We start from the raw sequence: 14153 nt of genomic DNA, 5'->3' as shown, positions 1-14153 counted from the left end.
CCCATGCTAGACCGGCCCTCCGATACAGTGCAGGCTGGACATCACCGAGCTGGAGGACCCGTGGCACCGAGCAAGAATCCGGACCGTGAGAACCGAGACCGGCTCCGCAGGTACACCGCTCGCCAACAGGTGCACGCCACGCAGGTGGCCCGGCGTCGTCGGGACAACGTCCTGGCCGTGACGGCCGTCGTGGTCGTGGTGGGACTCGCGGCCGTGTCGCAGGTCTTCTGGTCGACGAGCGGGCCCGGTGCGCCCGTGGCGGCTCCTTCGGACGCCCCCAGCGCCTCCTCGACGCCCGCCGCAGGCGAGAACGTCGGCGACGTGCCCGGCGAGTCGATCGCCGAGGGCCGCACCTGGACCGGCGGGCTGACGCTCAACGACGGCGTCGACCTCGGGATCGAACTGGACGGGGCGAAGGCCCCCCAGGCGGCGAGCGTCGTCATCGACCTCATCCAGAAGGGCTTCTACACGGGCACGACCTGTCACCGCATGAGCGATGCCGCGACGGCGAAGTTCATCCAGTGCGGCTCCGCCAACGGCGACGGGACGGGCGACGCGGGCTTCACCTTCGGCCCCCTCGAGAACGTCCCCTCGGACGGCGTCTACCCGACCGGGACGATCGCCATGGCCCGCAGCACCGACCCCTACTCGCAGTCGACGCAGATCTTCATCACTTACGGCGACACGACCCTCGACGGCTCGACGGGCGGTTACACCGTGGTCGGACAGGTCACGAGTGGACTCGACCAGCTCGAGGCCCAGATCACGGACGCGGGCTTGACGCCCGGCTCGAGCGAGACCGACGGAGCCCCCGTCGTGGCGACCACGATCACGGGTGCCACCATCGAGTAGTCCGCCGCGGTCCGCCGTGCAATAGGCTGGGCACCCATCGCGGCGGCCTGTCCTGGTTCCGCGACGAGCACTTTCAGCAAGGGATTAAAGTGGCTACTGACGATCAGGCACCCTGGGGCCGCGTCGACGACGACGGCACGGTCTACGTCCGCGAAGGCGACGGCGAACGCGCCGTGGGGCAGTACCCCGACGCGACGCCTGCCGAGGCTCTCGCGTACTACGAGCGGAAGTTCGTCGAGCTCGCCGGCCAGGTGACGTTGCTCGAGCAGCGGATCAAGCGCGGCGCATCGGCGGGGGACGTCGTCAAGACCGTCACCCACCTGCGTGAGCAGCTCGTCGAACCCAGCGCGGTCGGAGACCTCGAGGCCCTCCGTACTCGTGTGTCGGCACTCGACTCGACCGTGGACGAGCTCACACAGCAGCAGAGCGCGGAGGCGCAGAAGGCGCTGACCGAAGCGGTCGCCCATCGCACGGCACTCGTCGTCGAGGCCGAGACCCTGGCCGCTCAGGACCCCGCCCGCGTGCAGTGGAAGCAGGTGACGGCCACCATCGACGACATCTTCGCGCGCTGGCAGAAACACCAACAGGACGGCCCGCGCATCCCGAAGGGCGAGGGCAACGATCTCTGGAAGCGCTTCCGAGCCGCGCGCACGACGATCGACCAGCACCGCAAGGCCTTCTACGCCGAGCTCGACGCCACGCATCGGGACGCCCGCCAGCGCAAACAAGCCCTCGTCGAGTCGGCCGAGGCCCTCGCGCCGAAGGGCGTCGACGGCATCCCCGCCTACCGGGGGCTGCTCGACGACTGGAAGCGTGCCGGGCGCGCCGGCAAGAAGTACGACGACGCCCTGTGGGCGAAGTTCAAGCGGGCGGGCGACGTGCTCTACGCCGCCAAGTCCGAGGTCGTCGCCCAGGACGCTGCCGAGTACGAAGGCAACCTCGAGCTCAAGCTCGAGTTGCTCACCGAGGCCGAGAAGATCCTGACGGTCACGGATCGGGTCCCGGCCCGAGAGGCCCTCACCTCGATCCAGCTGCGGTGGGACGAGATCGGTCGCGTTCCCCGTGAGCAGGTGCGGGTCGTCGAGGATCGCCTCCGCAAGGTCGAATCCCACGTGCGCCAACTCGACGAGCAGTTCTGGGAGAAGAACAACCCCGAGCGTCAGGCACGCTCGCAGGGCCTCGCGAGCCAGCTGCAGGATGCCATCGGCAAGCTCGAGGCCGAGCTCGCATCGGCCGAGGCGAGCGGGGATGCGCGTCGGGTCAAGGAGGCCCGTGAAGCGCTCGACGCCCGGAAGGTCTGGCTCGACGCCATCGGTTGACCGCCAGGGGGCCGGTCGCCCACCGACGTCGTGAACCGCCCGACTCTCCACAGGGAGGGTCGGGCGGTCCGTCTTCGCCGGCGAGGTCGGCCAGGGTGGGCACATGACTGAGCGACTCCCCCTGGTCCTGACCGACGCCCACCTGCCCGAAACCGAACTGCGGGCGGCAGCGCTGGACGGCCAGGTCTACGCCGTCGGTGATTCGTGGCGCAGCGTCGCCGAGATCGACGATCACGTGGGTCGGGCCATCGCGGTCGGGCTCGCCCTCGGAGCCGGAGTCGTCGCTGCCGAGCGGACGGCCGCCTGGGTCTGGGGAGCCCGAGGGCCGGCGCCGCTCCCCCACTCCGGGCTGGTGGCATCGCCGGCGAGGGTGAAACATCGGGGCCGGGGGTCGGTCATCCGACAGGTCGTCATCGACGACGACGAGATCGTCGTCGTCGACGGTGTTGCCGTCACGACACCGGCCCGAACCGTGGTCGACCTCGCCCGCCGTGAGAACTGGACGCCGCAGGACGAGACGGCCGCACGGGATGTGTCGACTCAGCAAGGCGTCACGTCCACCGCTGCGGTCGCCGTCCTCGATCGACGTGGGCGCCTCCCCCACCGAGCGCGGACGGTCGACCGCCTCGATCGGGTCTGCGCGGCCGATCGTCTCGCTCAGGTGAAGGACGAATCTCACCGAGACGACGCACCCGCCCCGTCGGGCTGCGCCGACGGTGACTCAGCCGGCGCTGACGCGGTAGACGTCGTAGACGGCATCGATGCGTCGTACGGCGTTCAGGACGCGGTCGAGGTGCGTGGTGTCACCCATCTCGAACACGAATCGACTGAGGGCGAGCCGTTCGGTCGAGGTGGAGACCGTCGCGGAGAGGATGTTCACGTGGTGCTCCGAGAGCACACGGGTGACGTCCGACAGCAATCCGCTGCGATCGAGGGCTTCGATCTGGATCTGCACCATGAAGACGCTCTTGGATGACGGTGCCCACTCGACCTCGATCATCCGCTCAGGCTCTTTCAACAGGCCCTGGACGTTGTGACAGTTGGCCTGGTGGACGCTGACACCTTGACCACGGGTCACGAATCCGACGATCTGGTCGCCGGGTACGGGCGTGCAGCACTTGGCGAGCTTCACCAAGATGTCGGGCGCCCCGCGGACCAGGACGCCCGAGTCGCTGTTGCGCAACGGCCGTGCCCGCCCCTGGCTGGGGAACTCGAACTCGCCCTCGTCGACCTCGGTCTGCGTGTGGACCGCCGCGAGGATCTTCTCGATGACGGACTGGGTCGAGATGTGTCCCTCACCGACGGCGGCGTAGAGGCTGGACACGTCGTCGTACCGCATCGTGGCGGCGACTTCGGCGATGCTGTCCTGCGTCATCAGCTTCTGCAGCGGCAGGTTCTGTTTCCGCATGGCTCGCGCGATGGCGTCCTTGCCCTGCTCCATGGCCTCGTCACGGCGCTCCTTCGTGAACCACTGCCTGATCTTGTTCCGGGCGCGGGGGCTCTTGACGAAGGCGAGCCAGTCCTGACTCGGCCCGGAGTCGGGGTTCTTCGAGGTGAAGACCTCGACGACGTCGCCGCTCGAGAGGACACTCTCGAGCGGGACGAGTCGCCCGTTGACCTTCGCTCCCATGGTGCGGTGGCCGACCTCGGTGTGCACGGCGTAGGCGAAGTCGACCGGGGTGGCTCCCGACGGAAGACCGATCACCTTGCCCTGAGGGGTGAAGACGTAGACCTCTTTGGCGCCGATCTCGAATCGGAGACTGTCGAGGAACTCACTGGGATCGGCGGTCTCGGCCTGCCAGTCCGAGATGTGCGCGAGCCAGGCCATGTCGGTCTCGGTCTTGGCTCCGCCCTGGTCGTCCCGCCCGCCGTTCATGCGCTGCTTGTACTTCCAGTGGGCGGCGACGCCGAACTCGGCCCTCTGGTGCATCTCGTGGGTCCGGATCTGGATCTCGACCGGTCGCCCCTTGGGCCCGATCACGGTGGTGTGCAACGACTGGTACAGGTTGAACTTCGGGGTCGCGATGTAGTCCTTGAAGCGGCCCGGGATGGGGTTCCACCGGGCATGGATCGACCCCAGCACGGCGTAGCAGTCACGGAGCGAGTTGACGAGGATGCGGATGCCGACGAGGTCGTAGATCTCGTCGAATTCGCGACCACGGACGATCATCTTCTGGTAGATCGAGTAGTACTGCTTGGGACGACCCATCACGTCGCCGCGGATCTTCGTCGACTTGAGGTCGGACTTCACGGCGTTGATGACGTTCTGGACGAACTGCTCGCGCTGCGGTGTGCGCTGCTTGACCAGGTTGTCGATCTCGACGTAGAGCTTGGGATGGAGGACGGCGAACGACAGGTCCTCGAGCTCCCACTTGATGGTCTGGATGCCGAGTCGGTGGGCCAGCGGAGCGTAGATCTCGAGGGTCTCGGTGGCCTTGCGGGTGGCCGACGCGGACTCGACGAAGCCCCAGGTGCGCGCGTTGTGCAGCCGGTCGGCCAACTTGATGACGAGTACGCGGATGTCTTTCGACATCGCGACGACCATCTTGCGGACGGTCTCTGCCTGGGCACTGTCGCCGTACTTGAGCTTGTCGAGTTTCGTGACGCCGTCGACGAGCATCGCGATCTCGTCACCGAAGTCGCGCTGCAGCATGGCCAGGGTGTAGTCGGTGTCCTCGACGGTGTCGTGGAGGAGCGCTGCCGCGATGGTCTTGGAACCGATGCCCAGGTCGGCGAGGATCTGTGCCACGGCGACCGGGTGGGTGATGTAGGGCTCGCCACTCTTGCGGAGTTGACCCGTGTGGGCCTTCTCGGCGACGGAGTACGCCCGCTCGATGAGGACGATGTCGGCCTTGGGATGGTGCATGCGCACCGTCTTGATCAACCGGTCGACTGCTCCGGCGGGTTGGCTCCGTGAGAAGAGGCGGGGCAGGAGCGTACGCAACGAGGCCGTGTTATGACCACCGGACGCCTCGGACGATGCGGAGTTGTTCCGTGTGGTGATCTCGGTCACGGCAGCACCTCGTTCTCTCGGGGCGGAGTGACACCACCGACCGTCGTGGTCGGACGTGGACTCCGTGGGGTCAAGGGTACCCGTCAGCCGTCAGTCGGCCGACGACTCGGGGTGATCGTCTCCGGCCACGACCGCGCCGCCGGCGTCGCGCCAGGCGAGCATCCCGCCGACCACGTTCCGGGCGTCCACGCCGATGCCGCGAAGGGCATCCGTTGCGCGGGCCGAGCGCATGCCGGAGTGGCAGACGACGAGGACGGGGCGGTCGGTGGGAACCTCGTCGACCCGATCGTTCAACTCCGAGAGCGGGATGAGCGTCGCACCGGGCGCGTGCGCCTCGTCCCACTCGTGTTGCTCCCGGACGTCGAGCAGGTAGGTGCCCTCGGACAGGGCGTCGATCGCAGCGGCGGCCCCGATCTCGGGTCGGCGATCATGGCCGATCATGCGCCCACCGTCTCGTCGACGCTGAGCGGCTCGGTCTTCTGAGCCTCGAGCTTCCGGGCGTCCCGCTTGGCGATGTCGGGCTCACGCAGGCGAAGGGTGGCGTACAGAGGCGAGGCGATGAAGATTGTCGAATAGGTGCCGACCAGGATGCCGATGAACAGGGCCAGCGAGATGTCTCGAAGGGTGCCGGCGCCGAGGACGAACGCCCCGATGAAGAGGATGGCCGCGACCGGAAGGAGCGCCACGACGGACGTGTTGATGGATCGGACGAGTGTCTGGTTGACCGCCAGGTTCACGGACTGCCCGAACGTGCGTCGTGAACCCTCACCGTCGTCGGTGGTGTTCTCCCGGATCTTGTCGAACACCACCACGGTGTCGTACAGCGAGTAGCCGAGGATCGTGAGGAAGCCGATGACCGCCGCCGGAGTGACCTCGAAGCCGACGATGCCATAGATGCCCGCGGTCAACACGAGGTCGTGCAGCAGCGCGGCCATGGCCGCCAGCGACATCTTCCAGGTGCGGAAGTAGAGCGTCATGCCGATCGCCGCGAGGATCAGGAAGATCACGAGCCCCTTGATGGCCTGGCTCGTGATGTCGGCGCCCCACGAGGCACCGATGAAGGACGAGGTGACCCGGTCGTCGGGGACGTCGTACGCCGTGGCCAAGGCAGCGGCCACGTCGTTCGTCTGGGCGGCCTCGAGCTGCGAGGTCTGTACCCGGATCGTGTCGGTGCCGACTTGGGTGACCCGAGGGTTCGACCCCGGGACGACCTCGTCGACGGTCGACGAGGCGACGTCCTGGTCCAGCTCGGCCGGCTGCGCGATCTGGAACTCGGATCCGCCCGTGAACTCGATGCCGAAGTGGAAGCCGCCGCGGAGGAACGGGACGGTGACCGAGATGAGGATCACGAGGGCCGCGATCCAGTACCAACGCCGACGGTGACCGACGATGTCGTACGAACGGGCACCCGTGTAGAGGTCGTTGCCGAACTTCGAGAAACTGGCCATCAGGAGTCCTTCTTCCCTTCACCGGCGGTCGACGTGTCGACCCGCTCGGTGTTCTTCTCGGCGGCTTTGCGCTCGGCGATGGTCTGACGCTTGACGGCCTCGCGGCCGCCCGCTCCCTTGCGACCGACGGCAGCAGGGGTGCGGAACTGTGCCCTCCCCCGGTAGACGGCGCCGAGGGCACGGGGGTTGAGCCCGCTGAACGAGTGCCCCTCGCCGAAGAACCGCGTCCGGGCGATCAGTTGGAGCATGGGGTGGGTGAACAGCGAGACGACGATGAGGTCGATCACCGTGGTGATGCCCAGGGTAAGCGCGAAACCCTTGACGTTGCCGACGGCGAGGATGAAGAGCGTGATGGCCGCCAGGAAGTTGACCGTGTCGGAGGCCACGATGGTGCGGATGGCGCGCTTCCAGCCCGATTCGACGGCGCTCTCGAGGATGCGACCGTCACGCAGTTCGTCGCGGATGCGCTCGAAGTAGACGATGAAGGAGTCGGCCGTGATGCCGATCGCCACGATCAGACCCGTCACCCCCGCGAGCGAGAGACGGTAGCCCTCGCGCCAGGACAGGATGGCGATCACGAGGTAGGTGAGGACCGCGGCGATCACGAGCGACAGGACCGTCACGAACGCGAGGGCACGGTACTGGATGAGCGAGTAGATGACGACCAGGATCAGGCCGATGAGCCCGGCGATCAGACCGCTGACCAGCTGGGTCTGTCCGAGCGTCGCGGTGATCGTCTCGTTGCTCTGGACCGAGAAGCTCAACGGCAGGGCGCCGAACTTGAGCTGGTCGGCGAGGGTCTTCGAGGAGTCCTGCGTGAACTGGCCCGTGATCTGTGCCCGGCCGTCGGTGATGGCCGCGTTGGCGGAGGGAGCCGTGATGACCTGGTTGTCGAGGGTCACGGCGAACTGGTTCTGGGGCGCCTGCAACGAGACCAGGCGAGAGGTGACCTCGGAGAAGCGGTCGGTGCCCTGACCGTTGAACTCGAGGTTGACCGCCCAGGTGTTCGTCGAGTTGCCCTGCGAGTCGGCGGCGAGGCCGTTCGTGGCGTCGCTGATGTCGGAGCCCTGCACCTCGACCGGACCGAGGATGTACTTGGCCGTGCCGTCGGTGGAGCAGGTCACGAGGGGCTCGTCGTCACGCGCCGTGGCCAGGTCGTTCTCGGCTGCGCAGTCGTAGTTCTGGTAGAGGTCGGCCAGCTGAGGGGTGATCCACGACAGGTCGGACGCGTTCGTCGGCGAGGCCGTCGGCGTGCTCTCGAGGTCGGGATTGGGGGTGTACGGCGTGGCGGTCGGGCTGGCCGTGGCACCGTCGCCCTCTCCGCCGACCGCGGCGTTCGAGACCGCCTCGGTGTAGAGCACCGGACGGAAGGTCAGCTTGGCGGATGCCTCGATGCGCTCGAGGGTCGCGTTGTCGGGTCGCCCCGGGATGGAGACGACGATGTTCTGCGTGCCCTGCTTGGTGATCTCGGATTCCGAGACGCCGGCCGAGTCGATGCGCTGCCGGATGATCGTGACGGCCTGGTCGAGTTGCTGCGACGACACCGTCTCGCCGCTCTGGAGCTGGGCCGCGAGGGTGATCTGCGTCCCGCCCTGGAGGTCGAGGGCGAGCTCGGGCACCCAGCTGGCTCCGTTCCACCACCCGTCGCGACCCGAGTCGTTCAAGAACGTGGCCGTGCCGTTCAGGGCCGTGAGGCCGGCGATGATGACCAACAACCAGGTCAGGGATCGTATTGCTTTCTTCACCGGCGTCGAGCGTGCCACGGAGGAACTCTGCTTTCTCATGGGAGCGCGCGCTCACCCGGAGCGCGCGCCGTGCATCGGACCCGACCGCGCCAGGCAGCCGGGACGGTGGTCAGGTCAGGCCTTGTTGTCGGTGTCTTTGGCGACGGTCGAGTCGACCGGTGCGGACGAGGCGCGTTCACCGAACTCGGGCGCGTCGCCGATGACGCGGTCACGCTCGGTGCTGCCATCGGTCAGCGAGTCGGCGTCGTCGGCGACGGGCTCGTCGATGACCGGTTCGACGACGCGGCCCAGGGTCTGACGGTGGACCTTGAGGACGGTGCCGGGTGAGACCTCGACCTCGGCCACGTTGTTCTCGTCGTCGATGGAGACGACGGTGCCGTAGACGCCGAAGGACAACATGACCTCGACCCCGGGGACGAGCTTGTTCTGCAGTTCGGCCTGCTGACGGTCGCGCTTCTTCTTGTTGCGGAACATGAAGAACACGAGGACCACCAGGAGGAGGACCATGATGAGGGTTGCGGGATCCATGCGGAACTCCCTTTCGCTGTTGGGGGTGTGGGCCGAGCGGGACTCGCTTCAGCGAGCGACGGCCTCGGACCTGCAGGAATTATAGGTCATCGCCGAAGAGCGCCCCTGAGGCGTGCGCCAGGCCGAAGTGCCGCCAGGCCTCGGGAGTCGCGATGCGTCCTCGGGGCGTACGGGTGAGCAGGCCGACGCGGACCAGGAAGGGTTCGACGACGGACTCGATCGTGTCGGCCTCTTCGCCCACCGAGACCGCGAGCGTGTTGAGGCCGACGGGCCCGCCGCCGAAGCGGGTCAACACCGTCTGGACGACCTCGCGGTCGAGGCGGTCGAGCCCCAACGAATCGACGTCGTAGAGGTCGAGCGCCTCGCGCACGGTCGTCAGGTCTGCGTCACGCCCGTGGACGAGCGCGTAGTCGCGAACGCGTCGGAGCAGTCGGTTCGCGATGCGGGGGGTGCCGCGGCAGCGTCCGGCGATCTCGGCCAGGGCGGCACCGTCGATGACGATGCCGAGCAGCGTCGCGGCCCGACGGAGGACTTCGGTCAATTCGGCCTCGTCGTAGAACTCGAGGTGCGCCGTGAAGCCGAAGCGGTCGCGCAGGGGATTCGGCAGCAGTCCGCTGCGGGTGGTGGCGCCGACGAGCGTGAAGGGTGACAGCTCGAGCGGGATGCTGGTCGCGCCCGCTCCCTTGCCCACCATGATGTCGATGCGATAGTCCTCCATCGCGAGGTAGAGCATCTCTTCGGCGGGTCTCGCCATGCGGTGGATCTCGTCGATGAAGAGCACCTCGCCCGGCACGAGTGCGGAGAGGACGGCGGCGAGGTCACCGGCGTGCTGGATCGCGGGACCCGACGACATGCGCAGCGGGCGTGCCCCCTCGTGGGCGACGATCATCGCCAGGGTCGTCTTGCCGAGCCCGGGCGGCCCGGCGAGCAAGATGTGGTCGGGCGTGCGGCCTTGCATCGTCGCGGCCTTGAGCAACAGCTCGAGCTGGCCCCGGACCTTGGTCTGCCCGACGAACTCGCCGAGCGAGGTGGGCCGCAGCGCCCCCTCGAAGGCCAACTCGGCCTCGGACTCGAGGGTGGGTCGGGTCAGGTCGTCGTCGGTCACGCGCGGGCCCCGGGGGACTTCTGCGGCCCGAGGTGACCGAGAGCCGCGCGCAACAGCTGCGGCACGGCCACCGCGACGACGTCGCCCCGGTCGGCCACGACGGTGTCGATGGCGACCTGGGCCTCACGCTCGGACCAGCCGAGCCCGACCAGCGCGACGAGCACGTCGGCAGCGGTCGTGGACGCGGCCGTGACGGTCGGCGCGGTCGGTGCGACGTCGAGCTTGCCGGCCAACGACAGGACGATGAGTTTGGCCGTCTTGGGACCGATGCCCGAGACGCGACGGAACGCGGCGTCGTCGTCGTCGGCCACAGCGGTGGCGACCTGATGAGGTGTGAGCGTCGAGAGGACGCCCTGGGCGGACTTCGGCCCGACGCCGGTGACGCTGCGCAGCAGGTCGAAGACCTCGAGTTCTTCCCGGTCGGCGAACCCGAAGAGCGAGAGGTCGTCTTCTCGGACGATCAACGCCGTGTGGACGAGCGCCTGCTCGCCGACGCGAACCGTCAGCGCGAGTTGCGGGGTGACCGACACCCGGAGGCCCACCCCGCCGACCTCGACCACGACCGACGTGCCGGACGCGGACAGGACGGTACCGCGGACACTTGAGATCATGCCCCCAGCCTAGGAGTGCGCACCGACTTCTCGGCGTCGCGCCACGCTCGCTGGGCAGGGGTGAGCGACCCCGAGGAGGCGCGGGCGGCGACGGGCGCGCCCCGCCAGGCATGACAGATGGCCAGGGCCAAGGCATCGGCGGCGTCCGCCGGCCGGGGGGCCTCGGCGAGCCCGAGCAAGCGGGCGACCATCGTGCCGACCTGCTTCTTGTCGGCGGACCCGTACCCGGTCACGGCCGCCTTCACTTCGGACGGCGTGTGCAGCGTGACGGGGATCTCGCGTTCGGCTGCGGCACGTAGGGCGAGGCCGCTGACCTGCGCAACCCCCATGACGCTGCGGACGTTCTGCTGGGCGAAGACCCGCTCGATCGCCATGGCGTCCGGCCGGTGTTCGTCGATGAGCGCCTCGAGACCGCGACCGAGGGCGAGGAGACGCAACTCGAGGGCGAGGTCGGGGGCGGTGCGGATGACCTGGACGTCGACCAGGGTCGCGCGCCGCTGGGCGTCGACCTCGACCACCCCGACCCCGCACCGGGTGAGCCCGGGGTCGATGCCGAGCACCCGGAGCGTCACCGCCTCGGCCTAGTCTTCGTCGTCGAGCGCGGCCTGCACGTCGGCGGGGACGTCGTGGTTCGCATAGACGTTCTGCACGTCGTCGTCGTCGTCGAGGGCGTCGATGAGGCGGAAGACCTTGCGGGCCGTCTCGAGGTCGACCTCGATCTTGAGCCCGGGAACGAACTCGATGTCGGCCGAGTCGTAGTCGATGCCGGCGTCCTGGAGGGCCGAGCGGGCCGGGACCAGGTCGGAGGCCTCGGTCACGATCTCGAAGCCCTCACCGCGGTCGGTGACCTCTTCGGCCCCGGCGTCGAGGACGGCCGTGAGGACGTCGTCCTCGGTGAGGTCGTCGGTCTTCATGACGGCGATGACGCCCTTGCGGCTGAAGTTGTAGGCCACGCTGCCGGGGTCGGCCATGGTGCCACCGTTGCGGGACATCACCGTGCGGACGTTGGCGGCCGCGCGGTTCTTGTTGTCGGTGAGGCACTCGATCAACAGGGCGACGCCGTTGGGCCCGTAGCCCTCGTACATGATCGTCTGGTAGTCGACGCTCTCACCGCTGAGACCGGCGCCGCGCTTGATGGCACGGTCGATGTTGTCGTTGGGGACCGAGGTCTTCTTGGCCTTCTGGACGGCGTCGACCAGCGTGGGGTTGCCGGACATGTCGGCACCGCCCTGCTTGGCCGCGACCTCGATGTTCTTGATGAGCTTGGCGAACGACTTGGCACGGCGGCTGTCGATGACGGCCTTCTTGTGCTTGGTCGTTGCCCACTTGGAATGCCCGGACACGGTGCTCCTTCAGATGCTGACGTGGATCGCGACGAGTCTACCGCGACGCCCGCGCACGGGCCTTGTCGAGGAACCGCGCGTGGAACCGGAGGTCGTCGGTGACCTCGGGGTGGAACGAGGTGCCCATCAGGGGGCCCTGCTCGACGGCGACGACCCGGCCGTCCTCGAGGACGCCGATGGCCGTCGCGGCCGGCCCGACCTCGTCGACCACCGGGGCCCGGATGAACACCGCGTGCACCGGCGGGCCGTCGAGCACGGGGACGTCGACGTCGGTCTCGAACGACTCGGTCTGCGAGCCGAAGGCGTTGCGCCGCACCGAGACGTCCAGGCCGCCGAGGCTCTGCTGCCCCGGGATGCCGTCCACGATGCGGTCCGCGAGCATGATGAGCCCGGCACACGTGCCGTAGACAGGAAGACCTGACCCGATGGCGCGTCGGAGGGGCTCGTCGAGGCCGAACATGCGCGACAGCTTGTCCATGACGCTGGACTCGCCACCCGGGATCACCAGGCCGTCGATCTCGTCGAGCTCGGACGCACGGCGGACCGGGACGGCCTCGGACCCCAGCGAGGTGAGGACGGCCAGGTGCTCACGAAAATCGCCCTGCAGGGCCAGGACTCCGACTCGAGGCGTTGGTTCGGTGGTCACCGACGATCGACCCCGGGGGTCACCAGCCGCGCTCGGCGAGGCGGTGGGGTGCGGGGAGATCGGGCACGTTGATGCCCACCATGGCCTCGCCGAGACCTCGCGAGGCGTCGGCCACGACCTGGGGGTCGTCGAAGAAGGTGGTGGCCTTGACGATCGCCTTCGCGCGGTCGGCCGGGTTGCCCGACTTGAAGATGCCCGAACCGACGAAGACGCCGTCGGCGCCGAGCTGCATCATGAGCGCCGCGTCCGCGGGCGTCGCGACGCCCCCGGCGGTGAAGAGGACGACGGGCAGCTTGCCGGTCTCGGCGATCTCTTTCACGAGCTCGAAGGGAGCCTGCAGCTCTTTGGCGGCGACGTAGAGCTCGTCGGCCTTGAGGCCCCGCAGCTGGGCGATCTCTTTGGAGATCGTGCGGATGTGCTTGGTCGCTTCCGACACGTCACCCGTGCCGGCCTCGCCCTTGGAGCGGATCATGGCCGCACCCTCGGTGATGCGGCGGAGCGCCTCGCCCAGGTTGGTGGCCCCGCACACGAAGGGGACGGTGAAGTTCCACTTGTCGATGTGGTTCACGTAGTCCGCGGGGCTCAGCACCTCGGACTCGTCGATGTAGTCGACGCCGAGGGTCTGCAGGATCTGCGCCTCGACGAAGTGGCCGATGCGGGCTTTTGCCATGACGGGGATCGACACGGCGGCGACGATCTCGTCGATCATGTCGGGGTCGCTCATGCGGGCGACCCCGCCCTGCGACCGGATGTCGGCGGGAACGCGCTCGAGGGCCATGACGGCGACCGCTCCGGCGTCTTCGGCGATCTTCGCCTGCTCCACGTTGACGACGTCCATGATGACGCCGCCCTTGAGCATCTCGGCGAGACCGCGCTTGACGCGGCTCGAACCGGTGGTGGAGGACTGGCTGGAGGCAGGGGTCGTGTCGCTCATGATGGCCCCTATCTTAGGCCCGATCAGCGGTCGGGTGACGCCGCCGGGACAGGACCGGCGCCTCCGGTCGGCCAGGCCTCGGCGACCGCGACGCGGACGTCGCCGAGCAACTGCGTGACGGCCTTCGTCTGCGCGATGATCGGGAAGAAGTTCGAGTCGCCGCCGTAACGGGGCACCACGTGCTGGTGCAGGTGGGCGGCGATGCCGGCTCCGCCGACCTGCCCCTGGTTCATGCCGATGTTGAAGCCCTGCGCGTGCGACACCCGGGTGAGGACCCGCATGGCGGTCTGCGTCAGCGACGCGATCTCGGCCACCTCGTCGGTCGTCGCGAGGTCGTAGGTCGAGACGTGCCGGTACGGGCAGACCAACAGGTGGCCGGGGTTGTAGGGGTAGAGGTTGAGCAACACGTAGGCGTGTTCGCCCCTCGCCACGATGAGGGCCTCGTCGTCGGACCTCGACGGGGCACTGCAGAACGGGCAGGAGTCGTCGTGGGCGTCCTGGCCCGCCTCGACGTAGACGGCGCGATGGGGCGTCCAGAGTCGCTGGAAGGCGTCGGGGACCGCGGCGAAGTCGGAGGAGCGCTCGGCCGTGGTCCCGTCGGCGCCCACG

Annotated in this window: 14 protein-coding genes and 1 pseudogene; 3 read left to right on the top strand and 12 right to left on the bottom strand. The window is 68.4% G+C overall.

The window, feature by feature from the left end; all coding sequences use genetic code 11:
* Positions 1–129: 129 nt before the first annotated feature.
* The 3 genes and pseudogenes from IFT88_RS09990 to IFT88_RS17765 form a co-directional block, all read left to right on the top strand.
* A complete protein-coding gene (locus IFT88_RS09990) occupies positions 130–852 on the top strand; it encodes a peptidylprolyl isomerase (RefSeq protein ID WP_342212129.1) in 723 nt (240 codons plus the stop codon).
* A gap of 89 nt (positions 853–941) precedes the next feature.
* The gene (locus IFT88_RS09985; RefSeq protein WP_043592731.1) at positions 942–2171 is read left to right on the top strand and encodes a DUF349 domain-containing protein; all 1230 of its coding nucleotides are present in this window, start codon (positions 942–944) and stop codon (positions 2169–2171) included.
* 103 nt (positions 2172–2274) lie between these two features.
* Positions 2275–2655 (top strand): annotated as a pseudogene (locus IFT88_RS17765) (hypothetical protein); the annotation flags it as partial.
* A gap of 237 nt (positions 2656–2892) precedes the next feature.
* On the opposite strand, the gene IFT88_RS09980 reads toward IFT88_RS17765, so the two are convergent.
* The 12 genes from IFT88_RS09980 to IFT88_RS09925 form a co-directional block, all read right to left on the bottom strand.
* Positions 2893–5037, bottom strand: coding sequence for a RelA/SpoT family protein (locus IFT88_RS09980; RefSeq protein ID WP_231567017.1), 2145 nt, complete (start codon positions 5035–5037; stop codon positions 2893–2895).
* Positions 5038–5274: 237 nt separating this feature from the next.
* Entirely contained in the window at positions 5275–5625 is a 351-nt protein-coding gene (locus IFT88_RS09975; protein WP_043592730.1) for a rhodanese-like domain-containing protein, read from the bottom strand.
* Complete coding sequence (gene secF, locus IFT88_RS09970) at positions 5622–6632, bottom strand: protein translocase subunit SecF (RefSeq protein ID WP_043592728.1); 1011 nt, start codon at positions 6630–6632, stop codon at positions 5622–5624. The genes IFT88_RS09975 and secF overlap by 4 nt, the downstream gene beginning before the upstream one ends.
* Positions 6632–8395: a protein translocase subunit SecD gene (gene secD / locus IFT88_RS09965; RefSeq protein WP_043592727.1), complete on the bottom strand. Its 1764-nt coding sequence runs from the start codon at positions 8393–8395 to the stop codon at positions 6632–6634. The genes secF and secD overlap by 1 nt, the downstream gene beginning before the upstream one ends.
* Before the next feature lie 96 nt (positions 8396–8491).
* Positions 8492–8905 (bottom strand): preprotein translocase subunit YajC, encoded by a 414-nt coding sequence (gene yajC / locus IFT88_RS09960; protein WP_043592725.1) that lies wholly within the window; start codon positions 8903–8905, stop codon positions 8492–8494.
* A 79-nt stretch (positions 8906–8984) separates the two neighbouring features.
* Positions 8985–10010: a Holliday junction branch migration DNA helicase RuvB gene (gene ruvB / locus IFT88_RS09955; RefSeq protein ID WP_043592723.1), complete on the bottom strand. Its 1026-nt coding sequence runs from the start codon at positions 10008–10010 to the stop codon at positions 8985–8987.
* On the bottom strand, positions 10007–10621 hold the full coding sequence (gene ruvA, locus IFT88_RS09950) for a Holliday junction branch migration protein RuvA (RefSeq protein ID WP_043592722.1): 615 nt from the start codon (positions 10619–10621) through the stop codon (positions 10007–10009). The genes ruvB and ruvA overlap by 4 nt, the downstream gene beginning before the upstream one ends.
* On the bottom strand, positions 10618–11193 hold the full coding sequence (gene ruvC, locus IFT88_RS09945) for a crossover junction endodeoxyribonuclease RuvC (protein ID WP_043592720.1): 576 nt from the start codon (positions 11191–11193) through the stop codon (positions 10618–10620). Before ruvC ends, ruvA begins: the two co-directional genes overlap by 4 nt.
* A gap of 9 nt (positions 11194–11202) precedes the next feature.
* On the bottom strand, positions 11203–11964 hold the full coding sequence (locus IFT88_RS09940; RefSeq protein WP_043592719.1) for a YebC/PmpR family DNA-binding transcriptional regulator: 762 nt from the start codon (positions 11962–11964) through the stop codon (positions 11203–11205).
* Between the two features lie 37 nt (positions 11965–12001).
* On the bottom strand, positions 12002–12610 hold the full coding sequence (gene pdxT, locus IFT88_RS09935; protein WP_043592717.1) for a pyridoxal 5'-phosphate synthase glutaminase subunit PdxT: 609 nt from the start codon (positions 12608–12610) through the stop codon (positions 12002–12004).
* A 19-nt stretch (positions 12611–12629) separates the two neighbouring features.
* The gene (gene pdxS / locus IFT88_RS09930; protein ID WP_043592715.1) at positions 12630–13544 is read right to left on the bottom strand and encodes a pyridoxal 5'-phosphate synthase lyase subunit PdxS; all 915 of its coding nucleotides are present in this window, start codon (positions 13542–13544) and stop codon (positions 12630–12632) included.
* Positions 13545–13567: 23 nt separating this feature from the next.
* Entirely contained in the window at positions 13568–14152 is a 585-nt protein-coding gene (locus tag IFT88_RS09925; RefSeq protein ID WP_043592713.1) for an HIT family protein, read from the bottom strand.
* Position 14153: the final 1 nt, after the last annotated feature.

The sequence above is a fragment of the Frigoribacterium sp. CFBP 8751 genome (assembly GCF_014841545.1).
Classification (GTDB): Bacteria; Actinomycetota; Actinomycetes; order Actinomycetales; family Microbacteriaceae; genus Frigoribacterium.
This window is presented reverse-complemented; position numbering and strand designations above follow the sequence as displayed.